The organism is Aerococcus vaginalis (genome assembly GCF_053762225.1).
Genome location: NZ_JBSMYC010000001.1, coordinates 167734 through 185021 on the forward strand (window position 1 = coordinate 167734; position 17288 = coordinate 185021).

The following is a 17288-nucleotide window of genomic DNA, read 5'->3' on the forward strand; positions in this document are numbered from 1 at the left end:
TCATGAATCGAAGAGTTGAACAATTGCGTATGCAAATGCAAGAAGAGGGACTAGGCGCTTATTATGTGTCCAATCCTTTCAATGTCCGCTATCTCAGCGGATTCACTGGTGATGAAACATGGTTGGTCATTACTTTAGAGAAGGCTTATTTGATTACTGATTTTCGTTATGTTGAACAAGCCAATGAAGAAGCAATAGATTTTGAAGTGATGGTCTACGGGCGAAATACTGCACATGATTCAGCAATCCGCTTGATTCGAGAATTATTATCGAACCATCCAATCAACCGTCTCGGTTATGAAGACGATTCACTTACAGTTTCGGAATATGATCGACTAGAAGCAGAATTAACTCAGGAACTGGTGCCATCGTCCGGGATGATTGAGTTATTACGTCAGACAAAAGACGATGATGAAATTGCAAAAATCACGTGTGCCTGTGAGATTGCGGATGAAGCCTTTCAATATATTCTCGGTTGTATCAAACCAGGAATGACCGAAATTGAAGTTGCGAATACTTTGGACTTCAAAATGCGGAGTCTGGGTGCCACGAAGGTATCTTTTGAAACAATTGTTGCTTCAGGGTATCGTTCTGCCATGCCGCACGGTGTTGCGAGTCGCAAAAAGATCCAAAATAATGAAATCGTAACGATCGACTTCGGCTGTTACTACGATGGCTATGTTTCGGATATGACACGTACTTTCGCAATGGGAACTGTACCTAATCAACTAAAAGAAGTTTATCAAATTGTTAAGGAAGCAAACCAACGCGTGCAGGATCAAGCAAAACCAGGTATGATGGGTAAGGAACTCGAACATATTGCTAGAGACTATATCGAATCTACTGGCTACGGCGATCAATTCGGTCACTCTTTGGGTCACAGTATTGGTCTAGAAATTCATGAGTCGCCGAACGCTAATCTGCGTAGCGAGGATGTTTTCAAGGTGAATCAATTAATCACAGATGAACCCGGTATTTATATCCCAGGTTTAGGTGGCGTCCGTATTGAGGATGATTTGCTCTTTACAGAGAATGGTTGCCGCTCTTTAACGCAATCTTCGAGAGAATTTATCGAATTATAATCGGAATGTGATATCAACACTAGCGCTATTGTGAAAAATTATGGGTGTATAAATAATTCTACATAAGAATTGTTTACAGTTTTCTTAACGTTGGTATAATGGTATCAGACGTGCGAAGGCACAATTTAGGAGGAATTTTTATATGATTACGACAAATGATTTTAAAAATGGTTTAACAATTCAAGATAAAGGCAATATCTATCGCGTGATAGAGTTCCAACACGTTAAACCGGGAAAGGGTAGCGCATTTGTCCGCTCCAAATTGAAAAATCTTCGCTCAGGTGCAGTAACTGAAAAGACATGGCGTGCAGGGGAAAAAGTAGAAACCGCACATATCGAAAACAGCGAAATGCAATATCTTTACGCTGCTGGTGATTCACATGTCTTCATGAATACCGAAACTTACGAACAGATAGAAATTGATGGTTCAGTAATCAAAGACGAATTGAACTACTTACTCGAAAACATGATCGTTAGTGTTATCACATACGAAGGCGAAGTTATCGGACTTGAATTACCAAAGACGGTTGAATTGACTGTTAAGGAAACTGAACCGGGCATTAAAGGTAATACCGCATCAGGTGGTACTAAACCTGCAACAATGGAAACGGGACTTGTTGTTAATGTACCTTTCTTTGTTGATGAAGGTGACAAATTAGTTGTTAATACCACAGACGGTGCCTACATTTCTCGTGCCTAGTGTGAAGTAGAAAAAACAGAGAGGAGAGATACTGATGGCCAAATTAGAAGCAACAGAAGCATTGGTAAATCATGATGATCTTGGAAGTGTACGCATTTCTCCAGACGTGATTGAAACGATTGCTCTCGAAGCCATTAAGCGTTTTTCTGAATTAGCGCCAGTTGGTTGGTATCGTTCAACAATTTCTGGCTTCTTAGGATATGATCGTGGTGTCATGTTGCATGAAGAAGAGGGCGCATTAGTTCTCGACGTAATTATTGATGCCTACTATCGTCCAGATATTCCACAGACAATTATTAAATTACAAGAATTTTTGTTTGAACAAATTCAGGAAATGACAGAAGTTACAATCGATGAGATTCGTATTTATGTCGAAGATATTATTGTTGATCGTGCCGGTTAGATAGTGGGTGGATGCATGGCATTAGGTTTAGCACAAGTTCGTGAGATTGCATTGCTCACATTATACCAGCGCTGGTATAACACAGAAAAAAGCATAGATGATACCTTCGCGTTTGTTACTGAAAATACGGAACTATTCCAGCCAATGGTAACTTTTAGTACTGTTGAAGATGCGAAAGATGTACCGCAAGTTTCGGCAGAACGTGTTGAAGACGTTGAAGCAAACCAGATCACATCGACGCTTTATGATATTAGATCAAATGATGATCATTCAGTACCTGAATATCTTGAAACATTGGTGATGGGAGTGGAAACAAATCGTGAAAAAATCGATGAAGCTCTCGATCGTTTCATAGAAGGAAAATGGTCAGTAAACCGTCTCGAGCGTGTGAATCGTTTGATTTTAGAAATTGCTGCTTATGAGATTCATTATGAATCAGAGAGCAAAGTTCCCAATGTTGTAGCTGTCGATCAGGCATTAACATTATGCAAGTTATATAGTGATCAGCGTTCACGTCGATTCATCAATGGTGTATTGTCAAAAATGATTGAAGAAATATAATTTGGATAATGTATAGGAGGATTGATAGTGCGTTGTAACACCGTCAATCCTTTTTGTTTAAGGAGAAAAATAATGGCTGAAGAGTTACTCGGAAAACCATTAGTAAATGTACTAAAAGAATCGCTTAAAATACGAATTGCTAAATTAAATCAACAAGGAATCTTTCCAAAAGTTGTTGGTTTATATTGCGCGGATGATACGCCAAGTAAACATTACTTTAAAAATAATGCAAGGCTAGCTAACAATTTAGGAATGAGTTATGAACTGCTGAGTTTTTCTTCAGAGGTAACGACAGCGGATGTTATTCAACAAATAGAATCGCTCAATAACGATCAGTCAGTACATGGAATTATGATCGGTTTACCACTACCGGATTCCCTCGATCAGGAAGTGATTATTAATCATATTGCAGTTGACAAAGACATTGATGGTCAGATTCACGAAAATTTAGGTTGTTTAATGGCTCAGCATAGCGGTTTAATTCCTAATACGCCGCGTGCAGTCATTGCCTTACTAAAGCACTATCGCATTCCGATAGCTGGAAAACATGCGGTTGTCATTGGTCGCAGTCCACTCGTTGGTAAAGCGCTCAGCTTATTACTTCTCAATGATGATGCGACGGTGACTATCGCACATTCAAAATCTGAAGATTTAAAATCAATCACGCGGCAAGCCGATATCCTCTGCGTTGCAGCCGGCCATCCAGGATTAATAACTGGCGATATGATTAAATCGGGAGCGACCGTCATTGATATTGGAACAACTTACGATGATCAAGGCAAGATTCAAGGCGATGTTGCTACCTCAGGAGTTGAAGAGGTAGCTGGTGCGCTGTCTCCCGTTCCTGGTGGTGTTGGGCCTGTGACGAATGTGATGATGATTGATCAATTAGTCGAACGATTGGAGCGAGGTCATGGCTGAAAAAGAATATTTATCTGTCACGCAATTGACGCGTTACATCAAGGCGAAATTCGATCGTGATCCCTATTTAGAAAAAGTTTTCTTGACAGGAGAGATCTCTAACTACCATCCACGACCAGGAAGAACACAGTTTTTTCAGATTAAAGATGAGCAATCGGAGATTACAGCAACGATTTTTCCTTCGATATTTAGGCGCTTATCATTTGATTTAGAGGAAGGCATGAAAGTCCTCGTGACTGGCCATGTTTCGGTATATGAAGCGCGCGGACAGTATCAGATAGCTGTGGAGAGTATCCAACCAGACGGAATTGGTGCGCTTTATGCGGCGTATGAACAACTAAAAAAGAAACTGCGGAATGAAGGATTATTTGATCTGCCTAAACAGTCTATTCCAAAGTTTCCGAAACGAATTGCGGTGTTAACTTCACAATCCGGAGCTGTTATTGAAGATATCATGACAACTGTTCATCGTCGCTATCCCAAAGTACAGCTAGTTTTGTATCCAACAGTTGTGCAAGGGGAGCGTGCTGCATCGAGTTTGACACACAACCTAAAACGGGTTGAAGATGATGGACACTACGACACTGTGATTGTCGGACGTGGTGGGGGCTCAATTGAGGACTTATGGGGATTCAATGATGAGCGACTGGCGCGTACAGTCGCTGCGATGAAGACCCCCGTTATTACGAGTGTTGGTCACGAAACAGATACAACATTAATTGATTATGTGGCGGACCAACGAGCAGCAACGCCAACCGCAGCTGCAGAATTAGCGACACCAAACCTTTCGGACGTGTTGTTACAAATTCAACGCGATCGGCAATTATTGTTCCAACGTCAACAAGTGATACTGAAACGTTATCGCGAGCAATTAGATGCCTTAAAACGTACAACAGTGTTCCAATCACCTAAACGCTTATTTGATGAGCGTTATCAACACGTTAGTATCATCGAAGGACGTCTACAAGACGCAATGAATCGATCGATTCAGAAACAGCAAAAACATCTGACACAACTCACAGAGCAGTTACGGCAGAACGATCCGAAAGAACGACTATACCGATTTAGAAATCGTTTAGCGAGCGATGAACAGAAGTTAAACTATGCGATGACATCACACTTGACAGCGATGACACATCGTTTACAAAATGCATCGAATCAATTAGATCTTCTCTCACCGCTGAAACGTCTTGGAAATGGTTATGCTTATGCCACTCATGAAGGTAAACCTGTCGTAAAAAGTCAAGATCTGGCTGTCGGCGAGCAATTGAATGTGACTTTTTCTGATGGGAGTGTACGCACAGAAATTTTAGAAAAGTTTCCTAAACCTGAAATCTAAAGGAGAAGATCATGGCTGAAGAACAGAAACAGTTAGCTTTAGAAGATGCCCTAACACGCATTGAAACAATCATTAATCGTCTACAGAGTGGGAAATTATCACTTCAAGAATCTATGCAGGAATTTCAAGAAGGCGTAAAATTAGTTGCTTATTGTAACGATACCCTTGAAAAAGCTGAAAATAAGGTCACACAGCTGATCAATGATAATGATGAACTTGAAAATTTTGACCGTGACCCACAACAAAGATCGGAGTAAGCCAAAATGAAATTAGAAGCTTTCAGAGAAAAATACATGTATGCTATTGAACAAGAATGTCGTCGTCCATTCAGACTAGAAAATACAAAATTAAAAGAAGCAATGGATTACGCATTATCCACAGGTGGCAAACATGTTCGTCCATTGTTAACTTTAGCGTTTACTCAAGCGCTCGGTGGGGATTTTGATACAGCTCTGCGTTTTTCGCCAGCTATCGAGTATGTGCACACGTATTCTCTGATTCATGATGACTTGCCAGCAATGGATAATGATGATTACCGTCGTGGTGAGTTGAGTGTACACAAGAAGTATGATGAAGCTACGGCTATTCTTGCTGGCGATGCTCTATTAACTTATGCATTCCAATATATCTCAGATGTGAAAGATATTACTCCAGAAAATAAAGTGCAGCTAATTCATATGCTTGCTGAGGCTTCTGGGCCAGATGGAATGGTTGAAGGGCAGATGCAAGATATTATGTTAGGAGGGACAACGATTGCGCGTGATCAATTAGAAGCACTACATCATTACAAAACAGGCGAATTGATCAGCTTCAGCATTCTATCAGCAGCAATACTTGCTGAGGCTTCTGACAAAATTCAGCAACAGTGTTTAGAATTCGCAACACATTATGGTGTAGCTTACCAGATTCATAATGATCTTCAAGAAGTCTTGTGGACAGATGAAGCACGCGGTAAGCAGGCGCACAGTGACGCAGATTTAGAAAAAAATACTTATCCAGGTATTCTCGGCGTTGAAGGTGCTAAAGAAGCATTGTCAGAAAAAATTAAAGCGTGTCGCCATTGCTTAGGTAGTATTGCGGAGGAATATCCAGATTTTGATCTTGAATTAGTGAAAGGTTTCTTAGAATATCTCGCATTATAAGATAAAGTACTTGAGAGAGGAGGGATAACCTTTGCAGAAAGAACGTGTCGATGTACTTGTTGTTGCACAAGACATTACAGACTCGAGAGAAAAAGCAAAGCGCTTGATTATGGCAGGTGAAATTTATGACCAAAATCAACAGCGTCTCGATAAACCGGGACAGAAGATTACAGTAGATCATGAATTGCATCAAAAAGGTAATCCGTTGCCTTACGTTTCCCGTGGTGGTTTGAAATTAGAAAAAGCATTAAAGAGCTTTAATATCGATATCGAGGGGCATAACGTTTTAGACATCGGTTCTTCGACTGGGGGCTTTACGGACGTTGCCTTGCAAGGAGGCGCGGTCCACTGCTACGCGTTAGATGTGGGGACTAATCAATTAGTGTGGAAGTTACGAAACGATCCGAGAGTCACGGTTATGGAGCAAACGAATTTCCGCTATAGTCAGCCTGAAGATTTTACAGCAGGTCAACCAGATATGGCTGTGACGGATGTGTCGTTTATTAGTTTGTCGATGATTTTCCCACCACTAAAGACGATTGTCCCTGCAGATGCACCGGTAGTTGCTTTGATTAAGCCACAGTTTGAAGCGGGACGCGATAAAGTTGGTAAAAAAGGCATCGTGCATGATAAGAAAATTCATACTGAAGTGATCACACAGACTTTTGAGTATGCAATAAATTCAGGATTTGATGTCTTAGATTTAACCTATTCACCAATCACTGGTGGAACAGGGAATATTGAATTTTTAGGTTATTTCAGACGCGCTGAATCAGAGAAAGGACAACTTTCCGATACAATTTCGATCAGAGCGGTTGTTGATGAAGCGCATGCGCATTTTAAATAGGTGATGTGACAAGGAGGAGAGCCAGTTGCTTCAGAATCTTAGAATTGAAAATTTTGCGATTATTGATCAATTATCTGTTGATTTTGAGGATGGAATGACGGTTTTAACTGGTGAAACTGGTGCCGGTAAATCGATTATTATTGATGCGGTGGGATTGTTGATCGGTGGTAGAGGATCTGCCGATTATATTCGATATGGTGAAGATTACTTCCTACTTACCGGTATGTTTTTCATGCCACATATTGATCCAGAAGCAGAGGCATTAATGGCTAACTGGCATATCCCATTCGATGATCAGCAGATCCAAATTATGCGTAAAGTAGAGCGTAATGGACGTAATACCGTTAAAGTCAATGGTGTCTCTCTGACTGTCACCGCATTACGGCAACTCGGCAAGTATATTGTTGATATTCATGGTCAAAATGAGCATCAGACATTAATGGATCCTAAATGGCATCTGTCATTATTAGATAGCTATGATTCCGCTGAGATTCAACCACTGCTTGATGTTTATCAAGAGCAGTATGCGAGATATCGAGATTTGAAACAGCAATTAAATCAATTGACCTTAAATGATCAAGAAACCGCACAACGAATGGACTTATTGCAATTCCAAATTGATGATATCGAAAAAGAACAACTTGAAGTGGGTGAAGAAGAGCGATTAGTCAATGAGCGCACACAATTAAAGAATTATGAACGCGTTGTTCAAGCATTGACAGCCTCGAGTAATGCACTCATGCAATCATCAAGTAATGCTTATGATGCATTGAGTGAGACAGTCTCATCATTGAGTGATATTGAAACAATTGATGACAATTATCAGAAATTCTATCAACAATCTGAAGGTCTCTATTATGGGATTGAGGGATTGGCTTCGGATATCAATCATGCTTTAGAGGAACTATCATATGATCCAGAGCGACTCAACCAAATTGAGTTGCGACTTAATGTGATTCAAAATCTCAAGCGCAAATACGGTAGTACGGAAGAAGAGATTTTAAAGTATGCTGAACAAGCGCGCAAAGAAATGGATGATCTGACGCATCAAGAACAGCGGTCCGATGATTTGAATCGCCAGCTAAAGGCGCAGATTTCTGAAATGAAAGAGACAGCGATCGCCTTACATCAAAAACGTAAAGACATCGCAAAAACACTCAGTGAAGCGATTGATCAGCAGTTACAGGATCTTTACATGGAGCATGCGCACTTTAAAGTGAATTTTGAAGAAACTAAAGCATTCACTAAAGGTGGCAAAGACAATGTGATATTTTATCTATCAGCTAACCAAGGAGAACCGTTTAAACCGCTGCATAAAATCGCTAGTGGTGGGGAAATGTCTCGTATTATGTTAGCCATTAAAACGATTTTTCAGATGTCTAAAGGCGGCACAGCAATTATCTTTGATGAGGTCGATACTGGTGTTAGCGGGCGTGTGGCCAAAGCGATGGCACATAAGATGTACTTGATTTCAGAGGGATCACAAGTGTTGTGTATCAGTCATTTGGCACAAGTTGCTGCGATTGCAGACTATCAATTGCTTATTACCAAAATCGCGAACGATGAACGTACGTCCACACAAATTAAACAATTAACTGAGGACGAGCGTGTGACACAGATTGCGCGTATGCAATCAGGAGAACAGATTACAGATGTTAGTCGTGTGGCAGCTAGAGAACAGTTGAAACAAGCTGAGGCTGAACGTCGACAATTGAAAGGATGAGGGCGTGTCATCAGAAAAAATCAAAATTATTGTCATTGCAGGCCCTACAGCAGTTGGAAAGACGGCAACAGGTATTAAGATCGCACAAAAATTTTCTGGAGAAGTGGTCAATGTCGATTCGATGCAAATTTATGAAGGTTTGACGATTGGGACGGCAGCACCTACACCTGAAGAAAAAAAGGCGGTACCGCATCACCTTTTCAATTATCATCCGCTTACGAAAGCGTCAACAGTCTCAACATTTATTCCTGAGGTGAGAGAGAGGATTGAAGCTATTGTCTCACGTGGGAAGGTGCCTATTATTGTGGGAGGCTCAGGGCTTTATCTCGAAAGTTTGTTATTTGGATTTCAACTTGGTAAAGATGCACCGCATCCTGTATTTCGGAAAGAAATGCAGCAATTCGCGGATACCCAAGGTGTTGAGGCACTTCATCACAAACTACAGGAAATTGATCCGAAATCTGCAGAAAACATTCACCCAAATAATGTTCGACGTGTTATTCGTGCGCTTGAAGTAGCGACATTCACGGATCATAAGCTATCGGATCAGTCTGAGGATAAGCATGATAGACCGGCGCTTTATGACTATCATTTAATTGTTTTGAATACGGATCGCGAGTTGCTTTATCAGCGTATCAATCAACGTGTTTCGTTAATGATTAATGATGGTTTATTAGATGAAGCGCGTTGGTTACTCGACCAGCCTATCGCGCCGGATCATCAATCGCTACAGGCCATTGGGTATAAGGAGTTATTCCCTTATCTCAGAGGTGAACAGTCTTTGGAAGAGGGTGTGGAGATATTAAAGACACATTCGCGTCGTTATGCGAAACGCCAACTGACTTGGCTACGTCACCGACTGCCGCAAGGACATCGCTACGATTTGGTACAATATCCAGACGCAGAGCAGCAGCTATTAAAAGATATACAAGGATTCTTAGCTCAGGGACAGGAGGTTGATACTTGATGAAGGAACGTGTGATTCTCGTTAACGTCTTACAGACACCCGTTGATTCAGAACGCGCAGCGATGCAGCAGGAAGAATTTGAACAATTAGTTCAAACTGCTGGTGGTGAAGTCGTTGAGACTATCATCCAAAAACGCGACCAAATGGATCCAAAATCTTTAGTTGGTAGTGGAAAAGTACAGGAAATTAAACGACGCATTCAAGCGACAGATAGTGAATTAGTGATTTTTTATCAATCGTTAAGTCCATCTCAGAATCGTAACTTACAAGAACTGCTGGGTGTCTCTGTCATCGACCGTATTCAGCTGATTTTAGATATTTTCTCCATGCATGCACGTACTAAAGAAGCTAAATTGCAAGTGGCGCTCGCTCAGAAGAAATATTTACTACCTCGTATTCAGGGACTAGGTAATGTTCTCTCGAGACTCGGTGGGGGAATTGGGACGCGTGGACCAGGAGAAACAAAGCTGGAAACGGATCGCCGTGTGATTCGCAATGAAATCAATCAGATTGAAAAAGCGCTGAAGCAAGTAGCAGCTAATCGTATATTAAATCGTAAAAAACGTGAAGATAGTCAATTGTTTAGAGTTGGATTATTCGGTTATACCAATGCTGGTAAATCAACCATCATCAATGGATTAGCGCAGGCGGAGACTTATGAGAAGGATGAATTGTTTGCGACACTATCACCGCTCACACGAACCTATGCATTAGAAAATCATTTTAAATTATCGCTCACAGATACGGTCGGTGTGATTCAAGATCTACCACCAATGTTAATCGATGCGTTTCATTCAACATTGGAAGAGAGTATGGCTGTGGATTTGTTGCTCATTGTCATTGATGCCTCTAGTCCATATGCTGATCGTCATCAAGAAGTAATCGATGATATTTTAAACGATATGGCAATTGGTCATATTCCAAAGTGTTATATCTATAATAAGATGGATCAAGTCTCAGAATCTACCGATATCTTGCGTGTGCAACCAGAATCGCTCAAGATATCAGCTAAGCAACCAGAAGATTTAGAGAGATTAAATCAGTTGATTGTTGAACAATTAAAGAAACAATACACCACAATTGATCAATCGGTTGATGCTAAAGATATAGGGCAATGGCTGTCATTCTCGGATCGTGTCTATATCGATACGATGGACTATGATGAAACTACAAATAATTATCACTTGATTGCTTATTGTTCGGATGAGCTGGTTCATCAGCTGTTAATAAATGATTGATAGTTATAAACGAACACGCATTATCGTTATTAATGCGTGTTTTTGATTAAAAATAGATTACACTCTATTCATTGCTGTGAAAGGTGTGATGATTTTGAAAAACGTAAAAAAATTTTTAGGTTTGGTTGCTATCAGTTTGTTATTGCTAACAGGATGTGGTGCACTGAAATCAGTTCAACAACCTGAGGAAGTTAAAGTTGCTGTAGTGGGTGATGGAGAAGCTACGGTATGGAACTATGTAGCAGAAAAGGCCCAAAAAGAGGGGATTGATTTACAGGTTATTAAAATGAATGATTACGTTCAGCCGAATATTGCGCTAGCGGATGGATCTGTTGACATGAATGCTTTCCAGCATGGTCAGTATCTTGATGAGTGGAACAAGGGACATGATGAAAATTTACAATCAATTGGTTTAACTTTCATTACACCACTCTATATTTTTTCGGATAAATTGGATGATGTTACAGATATCCCTTCATATGGAAAAGCATTGATTCCTAAAGAACCGTCGATCCAAGGTCGTGCACTACTGGCGTTTGAAAAACTTGGATTAATTAAAATAGAAGAGGGTAAAGGGTTGCAGGCATCGACAGACGATATTATTGAAAATCCTCGACATATTCAATTTGTTGCTGTGGATTCACCACAAGCGCCCGCAATGCTTCAGGATGTTGATGTTGCAAATATTGGTGGACAATTCGCTGTAGATGCAGGATTATCTATTGATGATGCCATATATAGTGATATTGAATATATTGATGAAATTCCTAAAGATCGTTTCAATTTAATTGCAGTAAGACCAGAAGATAAAGGTAATACGACTTATCAAAAAATTGTATCGCTCTATCAAGCTGATGATGTAGCCGAAAAATTAGAAGAAGTTGGTAAAGGTCAGTATTTACCTGTTTGGGATAAAATACATGAATAAATCGATTGAAGAGAGGCAAAATTGATTTGCTTCTTTTTTATTTATATTTCATAAAATAAAAAAGCACCGCAGCAAGGAAGCTACGATGCTTAATCAACTATCATCTCGAGAGTGGGATTCGAACCCGCGACCGACGGTTTAGAAGACCGTTGCTCTATCCAACTGAGCTACCTCGAGTAATTCACACAACTGTTACTCTAGCAAAAAAGAATTTGAAAGTCAAGATATTAGCTTATTGTACGAATAATCTAGCTAATCACAATTAATAATCTTTTGAGTTTTCGTTGAAACCGCATTCCCACTATGCTATATTAATCTCCTTGTTTATAACTATTAAATTAGAATGGAGTATACATTATGAATACCATTACGGTAATTGGGAGTATCAATTTTGACCGCACCATTCGTGTGAAATATATGCCAAAACCAGGTGAAACTATCCATACAGAAGAGATTTTTTCTGCAGGTGGTGGTAAAGGTGCTAACCAGGCAGTTGCTGCACAACGTTCAGGTGCCAATACACGCTTCATCGGTGCTGTTGGTAATGATTCAGCAGGTGATATGTTGAAAGATTTACTTCTCGATGAAGGGATTGATCTGACAGGTGTACAGACTTTAGAGAAGCAAGCGACAGGCCGTGCATACATTACTGTTGACGATCAAGGAGAAAACAGCATTATGATCCACTCGGGTGCTAATACTGCTTTTACACCAGAAGATGTCGAACAGTACAAGCATTTAATTCAAGAGAGTGACTTTGTCGTTGCACAATTTGAGAGTGCTTTGGATAGTACGATTAAAGCTTTCTCACTGGCACATGAAACAGGGGTAAAAACGATTTTAAATCCTGCTCCTGCACTAGAAGAAGTGCCTGAGGAACTATTACGTGTGACAGATATTATTATTCCGAATGAAACAGAAACAGAAATTTTAACTGGTATCACCGTAAATGATGAAGATAGCTTGCAGGAAGCGGCAGATGCCCTTCACAGTTTAGGTGTTCAAGTCGTTATTATTACAATCGGTAGTAAAGGTGCTTTCTATTCATTAGCAGACGGAGAAAGTGGTATTGTGCCAGCCTTTAAAGTGTCTGCTGTTGATACGACAGCTGCTGGTGATACGTTTATCGGTGCAATGGTGAGTGTCTTAGAAAAAGACTTTAGTAATTTGAAGACAGCGATTAAATACGGCAATAAAGCATCATCACTTACCGTGCAACGTTACGGTGCACAACCATCCATTCCGTATCAAAAAGAATTAACTGACGAATAGAGGAGAGATACTATGAAGAAAAGTAAAGTGATCAACTCAGATATTTCCCGTGTGATTGCACAGATGGGACACTTTGACACATTGAGCATCGGTGATGCAGGGATGCCTGTACCGATGGGAACTGAAAAGATTGATTTGGCGGTCGATAATGGTATTCCGAGCTTCATGGATGTATTGAACAATGTGCTCGAAGAACTCGAAGTTCAGCGCATCTTTTTAGCTGAAGAAATTAAAACCGAAAACCCCGAAATGCTTGAAAATATTAAAAAGCGTTTGCCAGATATGCCGATTACTTTTATTCCACATACTGAAATGAAGGCATCATTGAAAGATACGCATGCATTTATCCGTACTGGAGAAATGACGCCGTATGCTAACATCTTGCTAGAAAGTGGCGTAATATTCTAATATCAAGGAATCAGAAAGGGGAATAATAGTGAATTTAACAGCGCTTCTAATCGGTCTCGGTCCGGTAATCGGCTGGGGGTTCTACCCAACCATTGCAGCGAAAATTGGTGGCCGTCCTGCTAATCAAATTTTAGGATCCACACTTGGAACATTGATCTTTGCGATTGTATTTAACCTGGTCGCAGATATTAACTTGCCAACAGGATTGGACCTGTTCCTATCGATTATTTCTGGAATGAGTTGGGCGATTGCACAAAGTATTACGTTCCAATCATTTACTTTGGTTGGGTCCTCACGTGCGATGCCAATTACAACTGCCTTCCAATTAATTGCTAACGCATTATGGGGTGTAATTGCATTAGGTAACTGGCCAGGAATTACTGCAAAATTACTGGGGACGCTCGCTTTAGTGCTGATTATCGTTGGGGCATCGATGACGGTTTGGACGGAAGATACACGCTCACAACAGAATGCTGATAACCTCAAAAAAGCTGTCATGCTTCTTGCGGTTGGTGTGATTGGTTACTGGGGATACTCTGCTGCACCGCAGGCTAGCAGCATCAGTGGTATGCAAGCATTCTTACCGCAATCAATGGGAATGGTTCTCGGCGCGTTAGGATATGTCTTGCTCGTTAATATAAAAAATCATGAACCATTAGCATTAAAAGAAGTCACATCCTACAAACACATTCTGCCAGGTTTCTTCTTCGCTTTTGCAGCGTTAACCTACTTAATTTCTGCACAGCCAGATATGAACGGTTTAGCAACTGGATTTATTTTGTCACAGACTTCTGTTGTGCTCGCAACATTGACAGGTATTTGGTTCTTAGGTGAAGAAAAGACCAAGAAAGAAATGGGAATTACGATTATTGGGTTGGTTCTCATTATTGCAGCAGCTGGAATCACAGTGATTTTATAATTAATGGTATTCCTCCGATCATTCAAAAGGTAGGTACCGTACAGGGAAGTTAAATCGCGCATCGCTAAGGAAGTACTTGCTTGAATATCAAATACAAAACAGGTACAGTGAGTGTGTTGGTATCTTTTATTAAACGTATATAGGAGGAATTATTATGATGCATGCAGATTACACGCGTGATGAAGCTGGTCGCAGCTTGTCATGGGGTGCGGTATTTGCAGGTGTAGTGACGTTCATTGCGCTGCTTATTACGCTCTCAATGGTAGGTTCTGCGTTAGGTTTCGGACAATTTAATCCAACGCAACCTAACGCTTTCGAAGGTATTGGTATGTGGCAAGCGATTTGGCTAGTGGTTGAATTTATCTTGGCTTTCTTAGGTGCTGGTTTTATCGCTGGTGCTACTGCTCGTCGCGCTGGTCACTTACACGGATTCTTAACATGGGGCACTAGTTTAATTGCTTTTGTTGTTTTACTCGGTTGGTTAACGATGTCTGCACTTTCCGCAGCTGGTACAGTGTTGAACGTTGGGGGCCAAGCAGTTGGTTCCGTTGCACAAACCGCTTCTAATGCGGTATCTAATGGTATCAGTGCAGTTTCTGACAACATCTCCGTCAACCAGGAAGATATTGATTCATTGACAGAACAGGTCAACCAAGTTTTGGTGACAACTGATATCCCAGAATTACAACCGGAATACTTATCTGATCAAATGGATGGTGCAACGTCTGATATCGGTCAGGCGGCTAAGGATATTCTCGTTAATCCAGAGAACGCCGACACTATTATTTCAGAGACACAATCGCAATTAGAAGAACGTGTCGAGAATATTGCTGAATCTGTAGATCGTGATGCAGTCGCTAACGCAATCGCTCAAAACACGACGATGACACCGGATGAAGCAACACAGGCTACAGATAACTTAGTTGAAGGTTATCAAACAGCTGCTGAGGGATTACGTAACGGTATCCAAACGGCTTCTCAACAATTGAGTGAAACAGCTACTCAGCTTCAAGCAGACATTGACCGTTTAGCAAACAACGCCAAAGCCGGTGCTAACGAAGCAACCAATACGATCTCAAAAGGTTTCATTTGGGTATTCGTTGGTTTAATTATTGGTGCAGCGTTATCAACATTCGGTGGTACGTTGGGTGTTAACTTCTCTGTTAACTCAATGCATGAACAACGTGCAAAACGTTACGAATAAAACGCGTAATAAATATAATGATGAAAAGCAACGTTTCGGCGTTGCTTTTTTTGAACGCATATTTTGAAGTCATGCTAACCGAGTGATAGAATGAACAAGAAAAGGCGATGGATAAGTGAGGGTATAGAAAAAATGGCTGAGATTTTTTCACAGAGTTATACGATTGATTATTCAATGTGTGATCGTTTTAATGAATGGCGTCTGGATGCTTTATTGGCAATGCTAACGGCGACGTCAACGATGCACAACAACACACACATTGCGATGGATAGCGAAATATATCAAAACTATTTATGGGTCGTGACACAGCACGATATTCAAGTTAAGGAATTGCCGACTTTAGATGATCATATTACGGTTAACACTGAAATATGGGGCTATAATCATTATTTCTGTTACCGTTCATACTCCGTAGTCAATGAAGCTGGTGAAGAGATTGTTCATGTAGAGACGACTTACACATTAGTAGATAAAGATAAACGTAAAATTGTACGTGTGCCTGAAAACTATATTGAGGCGTACCAAACACAATATGTTGGGCGTAATAAAGATGTCGTGAAACTACCGAAGAAAATTGAGCCAACACATTCGGAAGCACGGCAAACGCGTTATGCAGATCTTGATAGTAACGGTCACGTTGGGAATGCGGTTTACGGTCGCTGGTTACTCGATGAAATGGGATTAGTATGGCATGAAAAATACGCTTATCGCCGAATCGTTATCAAATATGAACATGAGATTTTAGATGGTGAGCCCGTGCGAATTGAACGTACTGATCTAGAAGAAAAAGATGGTGTATTCACGACTGATCATCAGTTCCGTAATGATCATAAAGTTTTTGCAAAATTCAAGATTGACTGGGTGAATCGCTAACAGTATATGGTAATTATTAAAGGTTTATTAAAACCGTAAATACCGCCCATATAGGCTTGTAAATATGGTATGATTACCGCGAAAATTAAAATGTGCGGAGGGGAATCATGCGTTTAATGAATTCAGCATTGACAGTGGGTTTGGGGACACTGTTAATCATTTCTGGTTGTAGTAATAGCAATGAAGCACAAGTATCTTATCAATCTGCACCGACTACGCAGTCGATATCATCTTCTGAAAGTGAAGTAGAAACGCATCAATCTGTCGATCAACCTATACAGAATGGTGAAGCGATATCGTCGGCAGACAGTGAGGCTATGCAAGAAGTGTCGGAGCAGTCCACATCTCATCAAACAGCCAAAGCCGATGTGAATGAAGAACCATCATCGACTGCACCAACAGATCAAAATAGTGCATCAGTCGGTAACGGGGCGGTTGATCAACAGCTTGTTGAACAAGTTTTAGCGAAGGTGCACCAGTCAACGAATAATATGTATCGTTCACCCGGGTATTACTTCTCAGTCAATACGGTTGATGAGAATACTTTACAAGTTGAGGTACGTCGCGATGCACCTAACGGCCAATCGATAGCTAATTTAGTTGGTCTTTTCCAATATGATTTATCAACGGAATCACTTAAAGAAAAAGATCTTCTGACGGGACAGTGGAATAATTTATAAAATGGGGTAACAAATGTTCCTAGTACTATGAAAGGTGCTAGGAACATTTTTGTTATTGTTGAAAAATACCGTGTCATTAAG

The 17288-nt window shown here is 40.5% G+C and carries 19 protein-coding genes and 1 tRNA gene; 19 read left to right on the plus strand and 1 reads right to left on the minus strand.

What is annotated here, in order from left to right:
• Positions 1-2: 2 nt before the first annotated feature.
• From ACWOEX_RS00840 to ACWOEX_RS00900, 13 genes are all read left to right on the plus strand, one after another.
• Entirely contained in the window at positions 3-1082 is a 1080-nt protein-coding gene (locus ACWOEX_RS00840) for an aminopeptidase P family protein (protein WP_455297372.1), read from the plus strand.
• 142 nt (positions 1083-1224) lie between these two features.
• On the plus strand, positions 1225-1782 hold the full coding sequence (gene efp / locus ACWOEX_RS00845) for an elongation factor P (RefSeq protein WP_455297373.1): 558 nt from the start codon (positions 1225-1227) through the stop codon (positions 1780-1782).
• Positions 1783-1816: 34 nt separating this feature from the next.
• Entirely contained in the window at positions 1817-2185 is a 369-nt protein-coding gene (locus ACWOEX_RS00850) for an Asp23/Gls24 family envelope stress response protein (protein WP_455297374.1), read from the plus strand.
• Between the two features lie 15 nt (positions 2186-2200).
• A complete protein-coding gene (gene nusB / locus ACWOEX_RS00855) occupies positions 2201-2746 on the plus strand; it encodes a transcription antitermination factor NusB (protein WP_455297375.1) in 546 nt (181 codons plus the stop codon).
• A gap of 72 nt (positions 2747-2818) precedes the next feature.
• Complete coding sequence (locus tag ACWOEX_RS00860; protein WP_455297376.1) at positions 2819-3667, plus strand: bifunctional 5,10-methylenetetrahydrofolate dehydrogenase/5,10-methenyltetrahydrofolate cyclohydrolase; 849 nt, start codon at positions 2819-2821, stop codon at positions 3665-3667.
• Positions 3660-5006 (plus strand): exodeoxyribonuclease VII large subunit, encoded by a 1347-nt coding sequence (gene xseA, locus ACWOEX_RS00865; protein WP_455297377.1) that lies wholly within the window; start codon positions 3660-3662, stop codon positions 5004-5006. The genes ACWOEX_RS00860 and xseA overlap by 8 nt, the downstream gene beginning before the upstream one ends.
• A gap of 11 nt (positions 5007-5017) precedes the next feature.
• Positions 5018-5263 carry an exodeoxyribonuclease VII small subunit gene (xseB, locus tag ACWOEX_RS00870; protein WP_455297378.1) on the plus strand — a complete coding sequence of 82 codons (246 nt, stop codon included), beginning with the start codon at positions 5018-5020 and terminating at the stop codon, positions 5261-5263.
• Between the two features lie 6 nt (positions 5264-5269).
• Positions 5270-6148 (plus strand): polyprenyl synthetase family protein, encoded by an 879-nt coding sequence (locus ACWOEX_RS00875; protein WP_455297379.1) that lies wholly within the window; start codon positions 5270-5272, stop codon positions 6146-6148.
• A gap of 31 nt (positions 6149-6179) precedes the next feature.
• Positions 6180-6995: a TlyA family RNA methyltransferase gene (locus tag ACWOEX_RS00880; protein ID WP_455297380.1), complete on the plus strand. Its 816-nt coding sequence runs from the start codon at positions 6180-6182 to the stop codon at positions 6993-6995.
• 25 nt (positions 6996-7020) lie between these two features.
• The gene (recN, locus tag ACWOEX_RS00885) at positions 7021-8718 is read left to right on the plus strand and encodes a DNA repair protein RecN (RefSeq protein WP_455297381.1); all 1698 of its coding nucleotides are present in this window, start codon (positions 7021-7023) and stop codon (positions 8716-8718) included.
• 4 nt (positions 8719-8722) lie between these two features.
• On the plus strand, positions 8723-9685 hold the full coding sequence (gene miaA, locus ACWOEX_RS00890) for a tRNA (adenosine(37)-N6)-dimethylallyltransferase MiaA (protein WP_455297382.1): 963 nt from the start codon (positions 8723-8725) through the stop codon (positions 9683-9685).
• Positions 9685-10923: a GTPase HflX gene (hflX, locus tag ACWOEX_RS00895; protein WP_455297642.1), complete on the plus strand. Its 1239-nt coding sequence runs from the start codon at positions 9685-9687 to the stop codon at positions 10921-10923. Before miaA ends, hflX begins: the two co-directional genes overlap by 1 nt.
• A gap of 94 nt (positions 10924-11017) precedes the next feature.
• On the plus strand, positions 11018-11851 hold the full coding sequence (locus ACWOEX_RS00900) for a MetQ/NlpA family ABC transporter substrate-binding protein (protein WP_455297383.1): 834 nt from the start codon (positions 11018-11020) through the stop codon (positions 11849-11851).
• Between the two features lie 103 nt (positions 11852-11954).
• Here ACWOEX_RS00900 and ACWOEX_RS00905 read toward each other — a convergent pair.
• A tRNA-Arg gene (locus ACWOEX_RS00905) sits at positions 11955-12028 on the minus strand.
• Positions 12029-12208: 180 nt separating this feature from the next.
• Between ACWOEX_RS00905 and rbsK the strand changes: the two genes are divergently transcribed.
• The 6 genes from rbsK to ACWOEX_RS00935 all read left to right on the plus strand — a co-directional run bounded on the left by rbsK (position 12209) and on the right by ACWOEX_RS00935 (position 17207).
• On the plus strand, positions 12209-13123 hold the full coding sequence (gene rbsK, locus ACWOEX_RS00910; RefSeq protein WP_455297384.1) for a ribokinase: 915 nt from the start codon (positions 12209-12211) through the stop codon (positions 13121-13123).
• A 12-nt stretch (positions 13124-13135) separates the two neighbouring features.
• The gene (gene rbsD / locus ACWOEX_RS00915; RefSeq protein ID WP_455297385.1) at positions 13136-13531 is read left to right on the plus strand and encodes a D-ribose pyranase; all 396 of its coding nucleotides are present in this window, start codon (positions 13136-13138) and stop codon (positions 13529-13531) included.
• A gap of 28 nt (positions 13532-13559) precedes the next feature.
• Positions 13560-14450: a ribose/proton symporter RbsU gene (rbsU, locus tag ACWOEX_RS00920; protein ID WP_455297386.1), complete on the plus strand. Its 891-nt coding sequence runs from the start codon at positions 13560-13562 to the stop codon at positions 14448-14450.
• 154 nt (positions 14451-14604) lie between these two features.
• Complete coding sequence (locus tag ACWOEX_RS00925) at positions 14605-15654, plus strand: hypothetical protein (RefSeq protein ID WP_455297387.1); 1050 nt, start codon at positions 14605-14607, stop codon at positions 15652-15654.
• Between the two features lie 132 nt (positions 15655-15786).
• Positions 15787-16527 (plus strand): acyl-[acyl-carrier-protein] thioesterase, encoded by a 741-nt coding sequence (locus tag ACWOEX_RS00930; protein ID WP_455297388.1) that lies wholly within the window; start codon positions 15787-15789, stop codon positions 16525-16527.
• Positions 16528-16634: 107 nt separating this feature from the next.
• On the plus strand, positions 16635-17207 hold the full coding sequence (locus ACWOEX_RS00935; RefSeq protein WP_455297389.1) for a hypothetical protein: 573 nt from the start codon (positions 16635-16637) through the stop codon (positions 17205-17207).
• The last annotated feature ends 81 nt before the right edge of the window (positions 17208-17288 follow it).